This window comes from Thalassolituus maritimus (assembly GCF_900156675.1).
In the GTDB taxonomy this organism is placed as follows: Bacteria; Pseudomonadota; Gammaproteobacteria; order Pseudomonadales; family Oceanobacteraceae; genus Thalassolituus; species Thalassolituus maritimus.
The window spans coordinates 485,971-505,025 of sequence record NZ_FTOH01000001.1 but is presented as its reverse complement, the minus strand read 5'-3'; the positions used below and the strand labels follow the sequence as shown (position 1 = coordinate 505,025).

Here is a 19,055-nt window from a genome sequence, read left to right as displayed (position 1 = left end):
GCAGACAGACATAGAGGCCTTACTCGGCCTCACCAACCGGATCTGATGCCAGGTCATTACGTTCTATGTCGAGCGTCTGTACAGCAATCACCGCCTGAGTCCGGGTGCGTACGCCCAGCTTGCGAAATATTGCCGTGACGTGCGCCTTAATCGTCGCTTCACTGACTTCCAGGTCATAGGCGATCTGCTTATTCAACATACCTTCCGACATCATTGTCAGCACCCTGAACTGCTGGGGCGTCAGGCTTGCCAGTTTTTGCGCCAGATCCATAGATACTGTGTCTGGTGCATGCTGATGCTGCCGGGCTTGCTTGGGTAGATAAATATCCCCTTTGAGCACCTCACCTATAGCAGCAGAGATCTCTTCCAGCGACGAAGACTTAGCGATGTACCCCGATGCTTCGTGATCAATCGCCTGACACATAACGGCAGGGTCTTCACAGGCAGACACAACCATCACCGGTATCTCAGGGTAATGAGAACGAAGGAATACCAGACCCGAATAACCGTGCGCCCCAGGCATATTGAGGTCCAGAAGAATCAGATCTGTGTCTGTATGGCCTTCAACCACGGTCTGAAGCTCCGGCAAGGACTCAGCCTGAACGATCTCAGCATCTGGTGCTATCTGGCTGACAGCCTGCTGTAACGCAGTACGGAACAGAGGATGATCATCTGCAACAATGATCTTTTGCGCTAGTTGCATAGCTAACTCCGGCAAAGATTTATTTTTATTATGGGCCAGATACAGAAAACCGGACAGTTTGTCCGGTATTCCTTTCAGGCCGACCTCAGCGATTTAACCGCTGATCAATCAAAGTATCAACCACCGTTGGATCAGCGAGTGTGGAAGTGTCCCCCAAGGCATCATGCTCGTTGGCGGCGATCTTGCGAAGAATCCGGCGCATGATCTTACCTGAGCGAGTCTTAGGCAGCCCCGGCGTGATCTGAATTAAATCAGGGGTCGCCACCGGCCCGATCTCTGATCGCACCCAGTCACGCAGCTCTTTTGCCAGCTCGTCTGAGGCTTCTTCGCCCGCATTTAACGTTACGTAAACGTAGATGCCCTGCCCTTTAATGTCGTGCGGATAACCCACAACCGCAGCCTCTGCGACCTTGCTGTGAGCAACCATCGCACTTTCAATTTCTGCGGTGCCCATGCGGTGTCCGGATACATTGAGAACATCATCGACCCGTCCAGTAATCCAGTAGTAACCATCGGCATCGCGACGTGCGCCATCACCGGTGAAATACATACCGCGGAAAGTAGAGAAGTATGTCTGCACGAAGCGCTCATGATCACCATAAACACTGCGTGACTGGCCCGGCCAGCTATCAACCATCACCAGATTACCGTCGGTAGCACCTTCGAGAATCATACCCGAGTTGTCCACCAGCGCTGGTTGAACCCCAAAGAACGGACGGGTTGCCGAGCCCGGCTTCATATCGGTCGCACCCGGTAATGGCGTGATCATGATGCCGCCAGTTTCCGTCTGCCACCAGGTATCAACAATTGGGCAACGCTCGTCACCAATGGTTTTGTAGTACCACTCCCAGGCTTCAGGGTTGATCGGCTCACCGACCGAACCAAGCAGACGCAGAGAAGACCGGCTGGTACCCTCTACTGGAGCGGTACCTTCAGCCATCAGCGAACGAATCGCTGTCGGAGCGGTATAAAGAATATTGACCTTATGCTTATCAACGATCTGCGACATACGTGCGCTGGTCGGATAATTCGGTACACTCTCCATCATTACGGTGATACCACCGTTAGCGAGCGGACCATACAGCAGGTACGTATGCCCGGTAATCCAGCCTACGTCTGCAGTACACCAGTACACATCACCATCGTGATAATCAAATACATACTCGTGCGTAATTGACGCCCAGACCATGTAACCGCCTGTAGTGTGCAGTACTCCCTTCGGCTTACCGGTCGAGCCCGAGGTATAGAGAATAAATAACGGATCTTCTGCACCCATCTCTTCAGCTGGGCAATTTGGAGAGGCAATCTTAACCAGATCTTCGTACCAGACATCGCGCGCATCATGCCATGCAATGTCACCTCCGGTCCGCTTAACAACAATGACCTTTTCCAGTGAACGAATGCTTGGGTGAGTTAAGGCTTCGTCTACGTTAGCTTTCAGAGCAACGGCCCGGCCAGCGCGGACACCTTCGTCTGCGGTGATCACGATTTTGGCATTACTGTCTTCAATACGCCCTGCCAGTGCATCCGGCGAAAAACCGCCAAAGACGACCGAATGAATGGCGCCGATACGGGCACACGCCAACATGGCGACGGCCGCTTCGGGAATCATCGGCATATAGATGCATACGACGTCACCTTTGCGCACACCCTGACTCCGAAGCGCGTTACCGAAACGGGATACTTCGTCATGCAGTTCGCGATAGGTAATAGTGCGATCTTCTTCTGGGTTGTCGCCTTCCCAGATAATAGCGGTCTGGTCTCCACGGGTTTCCAGGTGGCGATCCAGGCAGTTGGCAGCCGCGTTGAGTGTACCGTCCTCAAACCAGCGGATATCCACGTTGTGATCATCAAACGATACGTTGCGGACTTTACTGAAAGGTTTGATCCAGTCGATACGGTCGTTAGCCTGATCGCGCCAGAAGCCCTCTGGGTTCACCACTGACTGCTGGTACATTTCCAGGTACTTTTCATTGTTGATCCAGGCGCTGTCGGCGTATTCTGGTTTCACGCTGTAAATCTTTTCATTCGCCTTTGGCTGATCACTCATTATTATTTCTCCTGTGAAAACACGGCCCTGTCACGGCTTCCGATTGGTTTCAGTGTCTGCAATCCTGCGCCACACCTGAATTAGACGATGGTCTAGCGATGGTTTGCCCGGATAATCAACTGCCCGCCCCGTTCTGAGACTTCAGGTCTTCATTTCTACTTACTCACAGACTAGTCAGTTAAGTCACAAGAGACAACAAAAGCACCCACTCCCCAAAGCAGTTTTTCTCTTTCAGGCCAGACTTTCTGGTGACCGTATATATGCCTTCGACTTAAGTGGCTTCGACTATTGGCTAATTCCGCTGCACAGATTTTGTGCACCATAGTGAAATTGCTCAAACAATAATCAGGAGAGTAAGCATGCGCAAAACACCCTTAATTCTGATGGCCGCAGCACTACCCATGGCTGTGAATGCTGCTAACACCGAGTTCAGCTTCGGCGGTTTCATTAAAATGGATGCCATGCTGAGTTCATATTCCGATGGCAACGTGAATGACGGACTGGGCAGGGAATTTTATGTTCCGTCTACCATCCAGCCTGGAGTCGAGCCAGACACGACAGAGCTTGATATGACAGCCCGAACGTCGCGTTTCAACTTCAAAACTGTCACGGACGTCGGCAACGACAAATCCGTCACGACATTTATCGAGCTGGATTTTGAAGGTGCGGGCGGTAACGAGGTCGTTTCGAATTCCTACGGTCCACGCCTGCGCCATGCCTTTATCAAATACGACGGCTTACTCGTCGGTCAAACCTGGTCAAACTTTATGAATGTGGGCGCTCTCCCTGAGTCTGCTGACTTTATTGGCCCAAGTGAATCCACCGTATTTATCCGCCAATCTCAGGTGCGCTATACCATGGGCGACCTCGCGATTGCTCTGGAAAACCCGCAGACAACCGGTGCCGGCGATAGCGGTGACAACGGCATGATTCCGGATATCACTGCCAGCTACAAAATCAAAGCGGGCAACGCTGATCTCGTAGCTGCTGCTCTGGTGCGTCAACTAACCTACGACGGTGCTCTTGAAGACGACGACACCACAACTATCGGTTATGGCGTCAATCTGTCCGGTAAAGTAATGATCGGTAAAGACGATCTGAAATTCAGCGCAACCGCTGGTAGCGGTGTTGGCCGTTACGTTGGCTTGGGTGCCGTCGCGGATGCCTCTCTGGTAGGCGACGACCTCGAAGCCAGTGAAACAACCGCTGCATTTATTTCCTACCGTCACCACTGGAACAGCGAATGGCGCTCAAGTCTGATCTACGGCATGCTGTCTGCAGATTATGATGATGCTGTAACGTCTGGAGTGACCGACGCCTCGAGTGTGCGCGTCAATCTAATGCGCTCACCAGTTGAAAAACTGACCTATGGCGTCGAATACAGTACAGCGACCGTTGAACACCTCACCGGGGTAGGCACAACCGACGAAGCCAGTATGAACCGTATTTACTTCACGACTAAGTATGCCTTCTGATTTCTGAAACCTTCGTTCGCAAACCATGAGCCCGGCAATTGTCGGGCTTCTTACATTCCGTTACCAGAGATGTTCACCTCAGCAAGAGATGGCAGAATTGTACTCCCCAGCGTCCATTTACCTTCATCTGACAAATAGTCTCCCTTAATGGCCAATCCCGACACTCCCGCGATAAATGTGACTTCCTAGCTTTTATTAGAACCAAATAAACAACAATAAGACTGAAAACGTCAAAATTACGCTCAACCTATTACCAAGTAGTTGAGACAGTCGCCAACTAATTGTTTTTACGTATATTTCTCATTCAATTAACACTTTATCAGTTAATTGACGCGTAACATTACCGGCCTTAACATTACGCAACAATGCAATTTGTTACGCAATTGGACCGGTGTTTAGTCATCGACATATCGCGAAACACATAATATTACTTGGGGAAGTAATCATTTGAATCTGGCTCTACCTGCTACCGCCAGTGGGCAAGTGTCTTGTGCCAGCCGTAACCAGAGCCGATGGTTATCCGCTCTGGTTTTTTGCGTTGTTACGATTCAATTATTTCTCTTCAGTGCCATCTCTCAGGCGAAAGAGATAGAGCTGTATAAAAGCTATGCAGGCAACATTGCCTTTGCTCTGACCGGGGCCTCTCTGAGAGACGGCAGCTCATTCAACCAATGCCAGGCGCTGCAATCCTCCAGCGCGACGTTACAGATTCCGGCTGGTAGTACCATTCGTGCCGCCTACCTTTACTGGTCAGGTTCTTCGGGCCAGCCCGACAACACCGTATCTCTGAACGGTGCCACAGTAAATGCGGGCGTCTCTTACAACCTGGTCGTTGAAAACCGTAATTACTTCAGCGCCCGCGCGGATGTCAGTAATCGTATCAACGGCTCTGGTATTTATAGCGTTAGTGGTCTGACCTTCGACACCAGCCAGGTGTTCTGTGATGTGGCTAATGTCTATGGCGGCTGGGCTTTGTTGGTGGTGTATGAAAATACCAATGAGCCTCTGCGGGTGGTCAACCTGTTTGACGGCTTCCGCGATTACTGGGGTAGCTCAATTACTCTTACCCCAAGCAACTTTATAGTCTCTGACAACCCTTCACTGAAACAAGGTCGCCACGGCCATATCACCTGGGAAGGTGACGCAGGGAACTCTCAGACACTCAACGGTGTGTCCGAAGCTCTGGTTTTCAACGGCAGTAACCTGACTGGTACGGGCAACCCCGCGGGCAATCAGTTTAACTCATACTCCAATAGCACCAGCTCGAACACATCAGGGGTAGACCTTGATGTTTATCAGATTGGTAATTTCCTGCAGGCAGGCCAGACCAGCGTCACCACAACGTATTCTTCTGGTCAGGACCGGGTTTTTCTGAGCGCCGAAATCATCAGTATCCCGAATGAAGCTGTCAGCGATCTGGCGGTCGATATTCAGAGCTTCGATACCCTCGTATCCCGTGGCTCTGATATTACCTACAGCTTATCAGTAACCAACCAGGGGCCAAGTAATGAGCCTGCAGGCAGCGTCATCACCATTCCCCTCGGCTCTGAGACAAGCTTCGTCAGTGCCGAAGGTACCAACTGGAACTGTTCTGCCAATGCATCAGCCGTGGTCTGTACCTACAACTCACCACTGACAATCAACACGACCACCCCACCACTGTCTATGCTTCTGTCTACTGCTGGCAGTACCGCAGGTAGTGTTACCACGGAGGCGACCGTCAGCGGCGTCAATTTTGATAACAACCTGTTCGATAACACAGATGCGGTCAGCATCAACATTCAGGATGCGGACTTTTCGGCGTCGGTGAAAAGCGTAACAGACCTGAACGGTGGCCAACTGTATCCGGGTGACACACTTCGCTTCACCATCGACCTGATCAATAACAGTGATTTCAACGCTAACAATGTGACGCTTACCGATAACATGCCGCAATACATCAGCGGCTTTAATGTTATCCGCCAGCCTGCGGGCAGTGTTAACAACAGCCAGCCAGCTACGGCAGGGTCTAATGGCACTGGCGTCGTGGTCATCAATAATATGTCGGTTGCCGCCAACGGCAGCGAAGAGATTGTGATAGATGCGACGGTCTCGGCCAGTGCGCCACAGGGTGCTGTGATCTCCAATATAGCAGTGGTTAGCTCGGGTTCTTCCGATACGCAAATCGCCGCTCCACCCATTACGGTAGCCTCGCAGAGCCTGAGCAATGGCGAAATCCTTTTGCGGGACAGCCTCGCGGGCAATCTGAATTATGAGTTATTAGGTGGCCATTTCCGTCAGGGCACGAATGGATGTCAGACTCCCCTGGCCTCGTCAAGCGATTCCATTACACTTCCCGCGGGAAGCAACGTCGAAGCTGCTTACCTGTATTGGTCCGGTTCGGGTAACGCCGACAACACGGCTACGTTGAATGGCGCTCAGGTCACTGCGGGCTATACGTACGAGCAGTCTTACGTCATCCCTGGGCAACAGGGCCAAAGCTTTAATTCCATTTACTATAGTTCGCGCGCTAATGTCACCGGTTTGGTCAACGGCTCGGGCACATACACAGTCAGTGGTGTAAATTTCACGCGAGCACAGACCCCTTACTGCGATTATGCGACAGCATACGGTGGCTGGGCACTTCTGATTATCTATGAAAATGCCAGTGAGCCGCTACGTGTGGTTAACCTCTACGATGGCTTCCGCTCGTTCCGTGGGCAGTCGATTACATTAGCCCCCGATAATTTTATTATTTCGCAGAACGCCCAATCTCTCGGCGCGAAACACGCGCACATCACCTGGGAAGGCGACGATAGCAATTCACAAAGCTTCAATGGTCAGAATGAGGCTCTGGTATTCGAGGGCAATAGCCTCACCGATGGCGGTAATCCAACGAATAATCAGTTTAATTCGTTCTCGAACGTCAAGGGCAGCAGCCCGGGTGTCGACATCGATGATTTTCAGGTAGGACAATATCTGACGCCGGGTAACACCTCAGTAACAACCACCTACTCTTCCGGTCAGGATCTGGTTTTTCTTACCGCAGAAATCATCAGTGTACCGAATGAACCTGTCTCCGACCTCATACTGGATACCAGCGCACCTGCCCGCATATCCCGCGGGGCCGATGCAATCTATACCTTCACCGCGTCAAACAATGGTCCTTTGGACGCGCCTCAGGGAAGTGTCATCCGCATCCCATTGAATGACGGCCTGACGCTCGATAGTTACTCAGGTACTGACTGGAACTGTTCAGTCAGCGGCAGTGAGCTGCTGTGTACCTACAATCAGATTATCCCTGTCGGTAATCAGGCACCGCCCCTGACCGTTGTTTTTGATACGTCGGCGACCACACAAAGCCAGATCAGTGGCAATGCCAGCCTTAAAGGCGTGAACTTCGACAACCGCCTGGCCAACAATACCAATGATCTGACTGTTCAGCTGCAGGACGCGAATCTGTCTTCATCAGTCAAAAGCGTGCTCGATCTCAATGGTGGTCAGGTCCTGCCCGGAGACACCCTGCGCTATACCATGAGTCTGTCGAACAGCAGTAACTTCAACGCGACCGCTGTGACCCTGACCGACCCGATGCCGGCACTGATCTCTTCATTCAGTGTATTCAGCCGTCCAGGTGGTTCCGTGAATAACAGTCAGCCTGCACCTGCTGGCGACAATGGCACAGGCATCGTTGAAATCAGTAACCTGACTATCCCAGCAGGCGCAACCGTCAACGTCGTGATTGACGCTGTCATTTCTGCTGGTGCACAGGATGGACAGACAATCACCAATATTGCGACGGTGGGTAACCCAGCGGTCAACTATTCGCTGACATCCCCGACCGTCACCATCAATAACGCGCTGGGCAACAGCGGCAACAAACCGCTTTATCTGCAACCCGACAGCACGCTCACCCGGATTGCCGATACGTCAGGCGGTTTTCAGGTAGTGAATGATCAGCAGACGGTTCAGTGGACCCTGACTCCGGCACTCCAGACCGATGTGGAACTGGATTACTCCAGCCCTATTCCGGTGACATTGCGCCTCGAGAACAACCTGACGGCAGGCCAGGGCAATAACAACGAATATCAGCACAACGTAACCGTCTCTCTGATCAGAGTAAGCAACGGGTCTTCAACAACCATTGCGTCAGATACCCAACAGGTGAGTCTGCTGACGGCAGCGAATACTGTCTCAAGTGATTCTGTGCGAACCTTCCAGTTTGATATGGCCGTCTCCAGCAACCAGCCATTACTCGCTGGGGATGCCCTGCGACTGGCAGTCACTCAGAGCCGGGTCGGCGGTTCAGCAGCCTTCCCGCAGTATCGCAATATCCGCGTCTACAGCTCAGATAACGGTGTTATTTCATTGGTGGCACTGACGTCCAATACTGTGATCAGTGTCGACCTCGTTGAGCTGTACGATCAGGCTTATCCAGACGGTAATCCGGTCAGCTCCATCAACCCGGGAGCCGCTTACTTCATCCGCGCAGATGTCACTGACCCGTTTGGAGCCTACGACGTTACGAACACCCGGCTGACCATTAATGCTGCCAGTGGTGAGGTTCCCGTCAGCCTGGCTGTGATGTCCACGGTGAATACCACACCTTCAACGGTGACGGTCGAGTACCCCTACACCACAGCATCCGACGCTCAGAGCGGCGACTGGTTGTTCACCGTCAGGGCTGATGAAGGCTATGAAGGCACCGTCTTTAATGTTCGGACAGTCACTGTGCCTCTGCTTCAACCGGCCCAGTTGAGCATGAACAAATCTCTTCAGGTTACCGAAGATCCACTGAATGGCAGCGCCAATCCTAAGGCCATTCCGGGTGCCTTGATTGAATATCAGTTAACTGTGACCAATACCGGCGAAGGCACCGCGGATGCAGACACTGTGACCATTACCGACAGTCTCCCAGCAGATACAGCATTCTTCGTTGGTACCGACCCTTCAGTCAGCCCTGTCACTCTGACTGAAGGCACAACAGCCAGCACACTGACACTGAATTTTGAAAACCTGACGTCGACTGCGGACGATGTCGAGTTTTCTGACAACAACGGCACCACGTTTGACTACCAGCCAACGCCGGATGCCGAAGGTTTCGATCCGCTGATAACAGATGTCCGAATCCGTCTCGGAGGCACTATGCCGGGTACGGATGAGGGCGGTAGTCCTGAGTTCAGTATTTTTTATCAAGTAAAGGTCAACTAAGGAGATCCCTATGAAGACCATCAGTAAAATCGCCCTGCTGACTGCGGGTCTGGCTGCCTCTACGGCAACCTGGGCTGCAGGTACTGACGCGGGTGCAATCATTACCAACACCGCAACCGCTACCTTTGATGATCCGGCAACGGGCAACACTGGCAGCACGTCAGCAACAGCACCAGACATCACTGTTGCTGAGCTGATCAACGTTAACGTCACTGCAGAAAACACAGTACCGGTGGAAACTCAGCCGGGCGGTGCTAATCAGGTGCTGGAATTCACCGTCACCAACACGGGTAACGGTACCGAAGCCTTCACTCTGACTGCAGCCAACCTTGCTGGTGATGACTTTGACGCTGAAAGCGTGACTGTTTACCTCGACAGCAACAACGACGGCGTATTCAACGCTGGCGATCAGGTAGTGACTGCTGACCTGGTACTGGACGCTGACGAATCTGCAACTGTCTTTATCGTGGGTAACATCCCAGGCACTGCAGCTACTGGCCAGCAGGCAGAACTTGAACTGACTGCTACATCAGCAACGCCAGGCGCTGCAACTGCTGCTCCGGGTACTCTGCTCCCAGGTCAGGGCACCAACACACCAGCCGGTGCTGTGGTTGGTACTGCGGTTACCGATACAGACACGGGTACCTTCGTGGTCGGCACTCTGATCACTAATGCCTACGTTGATCTCGATAAGTCTATCGAGAGCCGTCAGGACCCATTCGGTGGCACCACCGATATCCCGGGTACTGTTGTGACCTACCTGATTACTGCAACGGCCGTTAACGGCGACGTTAACAACCTGGTGGTGGCTGACTCTATCCCACTGTCTATGACACTGGTCGCTGACTCAGTAACCATCGACGGCGCTGCAAAAACTGATGTTGCCGGCGACGACGAAGTCGATGTTGCGGGTTCTGACGTATCAGTAGATCTCGGCACCCTGACTGAAAACACAACAGTAGAAATCCGCCTGCAGGCTGAAATCAACTGATATTGAGGTGACATATGCGCTTACTGACCACATTACTCCTGCTCCTGCCTTTGTCGGCATTTGCCACAGTCAGCCTGGAATCACAGCCCTATAAGGTGGTGATGGCTACCCAGGACGACGGAAGCGTGGCTGAAGAGTGGGTGGAAGCCGACAAAATCGCTCCTGGCGACAAAGTCGGATACCGCATCACGTACGTCAACACCGGCAGCGAGCCGGTCAGTGGCGTCACCATCAAGAACCCTGTGCCAGAAAACACTGTTTACATTATGAACAGTGCTAATGGCGCAGGTACCTCCATCACTCTGTCGGTGGATGGTTCTCAGTTCGCTCCGGTGAGCGAACTGAACGTACTGGAGAACGGCGAAGTCCGTCCTGCCGGTGCGAAAGACATACAAAGTATTCGCTGGATTGTAGATGCGCCTGTCGCGCCATCCGCAACTGGCTTTGTCGAATTTCAGGTCCGGGTTAATTAATCCCAGGCTGGAGGTGAAATATGAATAAACACGTAAAACTGATCAGCCCCGTTGTACTGGCAACACTCAGTACACTGTCGTTTCAGGTTCACGCCGCCGGGACTGCTGCCGGGACCGAGGTCACTAATACAGCCATTCTGAACTACCAGATCAATGGAGTAGATCAGGACGCTGTTGAAGCTCAGGACGTATTCAACGTCGACATTAAAGTCGACTACGCCCTGACACGTCTGTTGACCACAGAACCTAATCAGACCTCGCTTGAGGCTGACAATGTCACCATTGCTGCGGTTCAGATTACCAACGACGGTAACTCGCCGACGTCGTTCACGGTTGCAGCTGGCAACGAAACGGGCACAACGCTCGATGTTAACGGCACCACCTACACCGATAACATCGATACAGGTACCACCTACAGCTACTACGTCGATGATCCGGTGAATGGTACTCCGGGCGTGCTGGATGCTGCAGACACTCTGCTAACAGGTCCGACCGCAGAAGTACTGGCCGACGAAACCATCACTGTGTTTATCACAGTACCGAAAGCAGAAATCGACGGTGCAGATAAAGACGTCGCTCTGACCACAGTCACAGTGAACGGTGTTGCTTCAACCATCGATGGGACGACTTATCAGCTGGATACGGGCGATAACGATCCGACTAACGGCTCAGAAGATGATGCTGCCATTGCTAACGGCGCAACCACCATCGAAGTGGTCTACGCAGACACTGACGCAGATAACCAGGAAATCCTGACGGATGCACTTGTTCTGGTGTTCCCGAACCTTGATGGTCTGGGCAACCTGACGAAGACATCCGCAGTTATCAGCGATCCTCTGAATGGCACTGACAACCCGAAAGCCATTCCTGGCGCTGTGGTTGAGTACACCATCACCCTGACCAACACGGGTACTGCGGATGCGACCAACGTGGTTGTTACTGATGCGATTCCTGCTGATACCACCTACGTGGCAGACAGCCTGCTGGTCGCAATGGACGGTGCTACAACCCCGGTTGCGGTCGATGCGGCTATCGCAAGCTACGACTCTGGCACGGACACAGTCACTGTGAATCTGGGCACTGTCGATGGCGATGCTGACCCTGCGAATCAGGAAACCAACGTCATTACCTTCCAGGTAACGATTGACTGAAACGATGGTTAACCAGGTTAACTGACAGGAAATGTTAATGAGATCTCTGTTCCCGACACTGACAACCCGACTGCACCGGAGCGCCAAGCACGCTCTGGGCGTCCTGTTGTCTGTGTTGCTGGCACACTCTGCGCAGGCGGCAGTGACGCCAACCGGAACAGAGATCACTAACACTGTTATAGCGACCTATTCTGTCAACGCAGAAAGCTTTACCCGCAGTGACTCGGCCAGCCTGACGACTCAGGAAGTAAATCCGGGTCCTGTGGTTCCTACCCCAGCCAGTATCCGTCTTGCTCATATTGATGACGATGGCACGCCATTAACTCTCAATGGCACCGACTATGGCGATGGGCAGGGTAACTTTACTTCGTATACCGGCTTTGAAGATGAAAATGGCAACACCATTAACTTCCCGGCCACTGTGAATATTTCTGATGATGAATTCGGTTACCGTGCAGGTGAGCCGGTCATCATCATTGTTGAAGATCAGGATAAGAACCTGAACCCAGCGCGTCCGGATACCATAGTTGTGACTATCACAACACCAGACGGCAGTGATACCGAACAACTGACCCTTTTTGAAACCGGCGATAATACAGGTATTTTCGCTGCCGTCCTGCCGAGCCAGGATACCAATCAGGGCACACAGCCCTACGACGGTATTATTTCGGTGAAGACAGGCACAGAGCTTTCGGTAAGCTACACCGACCCGACGGACCCTGCCGACAGCGTTGCTGCTCAGACTCTGTTTAATCCGGTGTCCCGAGTATTCAGCTCCAGCGATGGCAGCCCGGTGAACGGTGTCAGCGTAACTCTGATGAATGCAGATACCGGACTACCAGCAACTGACAAGGTATTCTACGAAGACGGTGTAACGCCCTACCCCGTTACGGTTGTCAGCGGTCCGGCTAACGGTGTTCAGGCCAGCGCTGTTACACCGGAGTTTGCTCCGGGACAATTCTGGTTCCCATACGTTGAGGACGGTAACTACTTCCTCGAAATAGAGGGGCCGGCCACCTTCCGTGTACCATCGGACATCGACGATGAGACCCTGCGCGGAACACTCAATGGCCCGTTTGATGTTACAGGTATTTCACGCGGCGAAACGTTCAGCGTTAACAATCAGGTATTCCGCACAGATATCGGTGCTGACCCACTGGATAATAGCCTGCTGCTGAGCAAACAGTCTGACTACAATGAAGCCGGCATTGGCGACAGCCTCAAGTTCACCATTAACCTCGTTAACAACGAAGTTGATGCCAGCGACGTCACTCTTGTCGACCAGCTGCCCGCCGGTCTTCGCTACATGGAAGGCTCTGCCCGCCTGAACAACGAGAAAGTCGACTTCGACCTCAGTCGTGATGGCCGAACCCTGACTCTGCCCATTGCCACCATCGGGGCCTTCGAGCGACTGCAACTGACCTATGTTGCGCAGGTCACAGCATTGGCGAAAGGCGAAGTGGTTAACCGGGTATCACTGAATGACGATGTGCTGGTCGCAAACGATGCCAGCGCTAAAGTCATTATCCGCGATGAATTCTTCAAAGATACGGCCCGCCTGTTCGGTCGTATCTACCTGGATGATTGTGAAGGCAATCAGGCCTCGGTCGATGGTGTACCGGATATCCGCCTGTTTATGGAAGACGGCACCTATGTCGTGTCAGATGAAAATGGCGAATGGCACATCGAAGACGTCACTCCGGGCACCCACGTTGTGCAGATGGACACGGCCACCATCCCGCCATACATGGAACTGATGGAGTGTCCGCAGCGCGGCTTCCACGCTGGTCGCAGCTACAGCCAGTTCGTTGATGTGCAGCCGGGTAGCTTCTGGCGCGTTGATTTCTTCCTGAAGATGCGCGAACCGGAAGTCGGAGAAATTCGCCAACAACTTGACCACGCCCTGCTGCCATTCACCGCGGAAGAAATGAGTGAGCGTCCATACGCTTCACCAGTGGATCATAAGGTTCGTTATCGCTTTACGCTGGATGGTAACGGCCTGCCACTGCAGAACGTGACAGGCATGATTTCACTGCCAGAAGGTCTGGTCTACGAAACTGGCTCAAGCACACTGGATGGCCGGGCAATTGAAGACCCGACAGTCACTTACGGCAATCTCGTTTACCGTCTGAACGACAAGCCTGAAAAATGGCAGAACGTTATTGAGTTCAATGCGTACATCAGCGACCTGGCGCCTATGGGTGAACTTGTCACCCGAGCCGTTACACGATTCCAGGCGGACGCCCAGTCACCGCAACAGATTCAGCCGGTCAGCACGTCGATTAAACTGGTGCTTCCACCCAAAGAAGAAAACGTGAAACCTGTCGTACCGCCAAAGTTTGCTAACTTCTCTGACATTCTGACGGAGGAAGACAAGCTGAATCTGGTGAATGTGATTGAAGCGCTGGACGGTCTCGGCAACCTCGAGCTCAAAGTGATCGGCCACACCGATAGCTCACGAATTTCCAGCCGCGTGCAGCATATCTTTGCCAATAACCAGGTGCTGTCTGAAGCGCGTGCTGATTCGGTTGCCGACTTCCTGGCCAAAGAGCTCGGGATTTCACGTTCGCAGATTATCTCAGAAGGACGCGGCCTGACTGAGCCCGTCGCGACCAACCGAACCGCCGAAGGCCGCGCACAGAACCGACGTGTTGAGGTGAAGGTCCTCAACGCTGATGCGGTGGTTGATCTGGCAAGTGCTGGCAGTGACGTTCAGGTCGCTAAAGTACAATCTCTGATTCCCGGCCTGACCGGATTAATGGCCACAGCGGCGGGTAATCCGGCACGCCTGCCGTCCGAAATGGCCGTCCCTGAGTATGACGAAAACTGGTTCCGTACCGCGCCTGATGAAGCTCAGTGGATCTGGCCACCGCTTGATCGCAGCCCATCAATCAGCTCAACCAAGATTGCGGTATCTCATTCCAAGAAACAACGCGCTACGCTGACCTTAAACGGCAAGCCAGTGAGTGCTCTGAACTTTGACGGTAACACCAGCAGTAAAACCCGTGACCTGGTGATCAGCCAGTGGCGTGGTGTAGACCTGATGTCTGGCCCTAACCATTTTGAAGTAACGGTAATGGACACCGCCGGCCGTGTGGTGAAACGCATCAAGAAAACCGTGCACTTTGCCGAAGCGCCAGCCAAGGCCGAGTTTATAAAAGACGAAAGTATGCTGGTCGCCGACGGTATTAATCCGCCTGTCGTGGCTGTGCGTCTGACGGACAAAGAAGGCTTCCCGATTCGCGCTAACGTTCAGGGGCAGGTCGAAATCCTTGAGCCATACACTCTCTATAGTGAACAGCGCGAGCAGGAAATCAGCCCGTTGACCGACATGCAGAAACCTGCGTATCAGGTTGGTCAGGATGGTATTGCACATATTCGTCTGGCCCCGACTTTCCGCTCGGGAGAGGTGGTCATGCGCTTCAAGCACAGCAATGGTCAGACCGACGAAATCCGCGCCTGGCTGAAGCCAAAAGAACGTGAATGGATCTTTGTAGGTCTGGGTGACCTGGCCGTTGGCTACAACGCCAATGGTGGCAACAGTGACTCAATGAAAGCCGCCGGCGTTGATGACAACATTTACCACGACGGGCGTCTGGCCTTCTTCGCTCAGGGTCAGGTTCTGGGCGAGTGGCTGGTCACTGCAGCTTACGACTCGGGCAAAGAAGACGCCGAGCCTTTCGCGCGCCTCATTGAGCCAGACCGGTATTACACCCTCTACGGTGACGCCAGCCAGCAGCAACTCGATGCCAGCTCAGCCCGTAAACTGTATGTCCGGGTTGAAAAAGAGCGTTTCTACACAGTATTTGGTGATATCGACACCAACCTGACCGTCACAGAGCTTGGCCGCTACAGTCGTAAACTGACCGGTATCCAGACCGTGTATCAGGGCGACATTGCTGAATTCTCCGGTTTCGTCAGCCAGACGGATCAGGGCTTTATGCGTGAGGAAATTCAGGGGGACGGTACGTCCGGTTTGTATCGCCTGGAAAATCAGCAGCTGGTACTCAACAGCGAGCAGGTTCGCCTGATCGTCCGCGACCGTTACCGCAGTGAGAACATCCTGTCGACCACCACTCTAACCCGTAACGTCGATTACGTAATCGATTACTCTGACGGCACGCTCTACTTCAAAGGGCCAGTCGCCAGTACAGATGATGCCTTTAACCCGCAGTACATCGTTGTCGAATACGAAGTCGAATCAGACGGAGATCTGGGCTACATCGCCGGTGGCCGCGCTGGCGTGAAGCTGCTTGACGATAAGGTTCGTGCCGGCGTAACGACTATTACGCAGAATCAGAGCGGCGACGACCGTCATCTGCGCGCTGCTGACGCGACTCTGAAGCTGGGTAAAACCGAAGTCAAAGCCGAAATTGCTCAGTCTGAAGAAGTGGTTTCTGGTAACGCTGATACTGCGAACGCTCATCTGGTTGAAGTCTCTCACCGCGACGAGAGATTTGATGCCCGTGCCTATATCCGGGAGCAGGAAGATGGCTTTGGTCTGGACCAGACATCCGTCGGCGAAAATGACTTCCGCAAAGAAGGTATCGAAGGTAACTGGTACATCAATGATGATAACCGCCTGCAGGTCATGACCTTCCACCATCTGGGCCTGACTACCGGATTCGATAGCTATCAGGCTCAGACTGACTGGATTCATCGCCTAAGCGATAACCAACAGGTTTCTCTGGGCTTGATCGCTGCCCAGCAGGAAAGTCTGGATAACACCTTATATACAGACCAGCTGAGTCTCGGGTACAGCCAGCGCGTCCTGAATAATCGCCTGACCCTGAGCAGCCAGCTGCTGACAAATATCTCTGAACGCTCGGATGCCTACGACCGTATGCTATTGGGCGCTGATTATCAGATCAGCCGCAACTACAGCATCTTCGCTGAACACGAAACCGGATTCAGCGATGATGCACCGGAGCGTTCTATTATGGGTCTCCGCGCAACGCCTTGGGCAGGCGCCCGTGCAGAGCAAAGCATTGAACAGGTTGAAGTCGATGATAACTATCGCCTCTTTGCGGTATCTGGCTTAACACAGGACTTCCTACTCAACGATAAGTGGAGCCTGAGCGCTGGCTTTGAGCAATCCAAAGACCTTGAGAACAGCGTGCCGGTGGAAGATGCCACCACAGAAAACTTCCACGCAGTCCACGCGGGTTCGGCGTTCAGAACCGAACAGTGGCAGTGGAATAACCGTCTTGAATACCGCAACGGCACGACCCTCGATAAGTGGGTAGCACGCAGTAATCTGTATCACCCACTGAGCGATGCTCTGGCCGCAGGCGGCAGCGTCGACTGGTTTAATGAATCAGGCACCGAATACTACGCAAACCAACTCGACCTGCGTTTTGATCTTGCCCTGCGCCCTCGCGTAAACCCGTATGCATTGCTGTGGCAGACGCGCTGGGTTCAGGACACCATCGGCGGTATTGGTGCCCCTGACCGTACCCGCAAACTGATTAACAATGCGCATCTGAACTGGATGATCACCGGCCGCGATCAGCTCGCCGGACAATACGGCATCAAGCGTGTTCTTAACCAATACGATGGCGATAATTACGCCTCGACCACAGATTTCATGGCCGCAGAATGGCGCCACCATCTGACAGACCGCTGGGATGTCGGTGCCCATGGTCGCCGTCTACACGGCTACGAAGCAGGCCAGGTAAGCCACGGCGCAGGCCTCTCCGTTGGCTTTATTCCAGCGACCAACACCTGGGTTGGCGTGGGCTATAACTTCACAGGCTTCATCGACAGCGACTTTTCTGCGGCGAACTTCACCGCACAGGGCGTCTATCTGAAACTGCGCTTTAAAGCCGACCAGGATTCTCTGGCAGCCATGCGCGCCGCCTTCCGTTAATACGCCTCACACCCGTCAGGGACTTCAATGGGTGTGACACAGGTCTCATAAGACACCTCTATTCAGGCCATCTTTTCTGTTTTAATAGCCGCATGCGTAAACAGTTACAGGAAAGATGATGACGCCGCGTGACCGCCTGATTGATGAACATGGACAACCTCTTTTTGGGCGCTTTGACACCCCTGTCAGCGATATAAATTTTCGCGACTATAAGCTGCGTACCCCGATGGGAAAGCCAATCCTGCCTAAAAAGCGTGATCAACACTTTAATCAGTTTCAGTTTGTTTCTGTTTCTGCAGATCCTTTGTTCATCGGTCTGGCTATTGTACGTCTTCGTTTCGCCAGTCATGCCTTTCTGTATTTGTATGATCAGTCAGCAGAACGCTGGAAAGAATATCGTTTCACCCGCCCCTTCCGTCGTGGACTCCGCTTTGGACAGCAGCCTAATCAGGATATCGTCAGCTTCGTAAAGGGCCGGAACCGGCTGACGATTAAAGCCAGTAACCGACCCGGCGTACGTCAGGTGCGGGTCAGCATGGCCGATGGCACCAGTATTCGGGCCAGTATCGATGAGAGCACGCATTACCTTCCTATGTCGGTCTGTACCCGGACCGGCTTCAGCGGCTGGACATACACGCAGAAAAGCAACGCTCGGGTATGTCAGGGGGAAGTTCAATGGCAGGGCCGTACATATAACCTCGAATCTCTGCGGGCACTCGCCGGTGTCGACTGGACGGGCGGTTACATGCGCCATGAAACCAGCTGGAACTGGGCCAGTATTTCCGGGCGCCTGAACGATCAACGTAAGATCGGGCTGAACCTGTCTGCTGGCGTGAACGAAACTGGCTTCAGTGAAAATACGCTATGGATAGATGGGGTACCGACGGTCATGCCCGGCGTCCATTTTCAGTTTAACCGGGACGATACAGACTCTGGCTGGTCAGTCACATCACACGACAACAGCATACGTCTCCACTTCGATCCGGTAGTGAATTATCACGATCACACTAATGCCATCATCGCCGCCAGTAACTTCCGCCAGTACCTGGGCAGATACAGCGGTGAGATCGACCTTCCCCACGAGACCATCCATATCGACAATCTCTGGGGACTGGCCGAAGACCATTACGCGCGCTGGTAATGATCTTTACTT

General features: G+C 53.1%; 9 protein-coding genes. 7 read left to right on the top strand and 2 right to left on the bottom strand.

The features are described 5' to 3' along the window. Positions 1 to 19 precede the first annotated feature (19 nt). Together BW941_RS02345 and acs are read right to left on the bottom strand one after the other, a co-directional pair. A complete protein-coding gene (locus BW941_RS02345) occupies positions 20 to 703 on the bottom strand; it encodes a response regulator (RefSeq protein WP_076514084.1) in 684 nt (227 codons plus the stop codon). 85 nt (positions 704 to 788) lie between these two features. Continuing rightward, the gene (gene acs / locus BW941_RS02340) at positions 789 to 2,753 is read right to left on the bottom strand and encodes an acetate--CoA ligase (protein ID WP_068435137.1); all 1,965 of its coding nucleotides are present in this window, start codon (positions 2,751 to 2,753) and stop codon (positions 789 to 791) included. A gap of 359 nt (positions 2,754 to 3,112) precedes the next feature. Here acs and BW941_RS02335 point away from each other — a divergent pair, with 359 nt between their 5' ends. The 7 genes from BW941_RS02335 (at position 3,113) to BW941_RS02305 (ending at position 19,043) form a co-directional block, all read left to right on the top strand. Further along, a complete protein-coding gene (locus tag BW941_RS02335) occupies positions 3,113 to 4,228 on the top strand; it encodes a DcaP family trimeric outer membrane transporter (protein WP_076514083.1) in 1,116 nt (371 codons plus the stop codon). Between the two features lie 447 nt (positions 4,229 to 4,675). Further along, a complete protein-coding gene (locus BW941_RS02330) occupies positions 4,676 to 9,418 on the top strand; it encodes a beta strand repeat-containing protein (RefSeq protein ID WP_139325714.1) in 4,743 nt (1,580 codons plus the stop codon). A 10-nt stretch (positions 9,419 to 9,428) separates the two neighbouring features. Further along, the gene (locus BW941_RS02325) at positions 9,429 to 10,409 is read left to right on the top strand and encodes a hypothetical protein (protein ID WP_076514081.1); all 981 of its coding nucleotides are present in this window, start codon (positions 9,429 to 9,431) and stop codon (positions 10,407 to 10,409) included. Between the two features lie 14 nt (positions 10,410 to 10,423). Beyond that, positions 10,424 to 10,882: a DUF11 domain-containing protein gene (locus BW941_RS02320; protein WP_076514078.1), complete on the top strand. Its 459-nt coding sequence runs from the start codon at positions 10,424 to 10,426 to the stop codon at positions 10,880 to 10,882. A gap of 20 nt (positions 10,883 to 10,902) precedes the next feature. Next, positions 10,903 to 12,033, top strand: a complete 1,131-nt coding sequence (locus BW941_RS02315) for a DUF11 domain-containing protein (protein WP_076514075.1) — start codon at positions 10,903 to 10,905, stop codon at positions 12,031 to 12,033. A 37-nt stretch (positions 12,034 to 12,070) separates the two neighbouring features. Next, positions 12,071 to 17,902 (top strand): OmpA family protein, encoded by a 5,832-nt coding sequence (locus BW941_RS02310; RefSeq protein WP_076514072.1) that lies wholly within the window; start codon positions 12,071 to 12,073, stop codon positions 17,900 to 17,902. 118 nt (positions 17,903 to 18,020) lie between these two features. After that, positions 18,021 to 19,043, top strand: coding sequence for a DUF2804 domain-containing protein (locus tag BW941_RS02305; protein ID WP_076514070.1), 1,023 nt, complete (start codon positions 18,021 to 18,023; stop codon positions 19,041 to 19,043). The last annotated feature ends 12 nt before the right edge of the window (positions 19,044 to 19,055 follow it).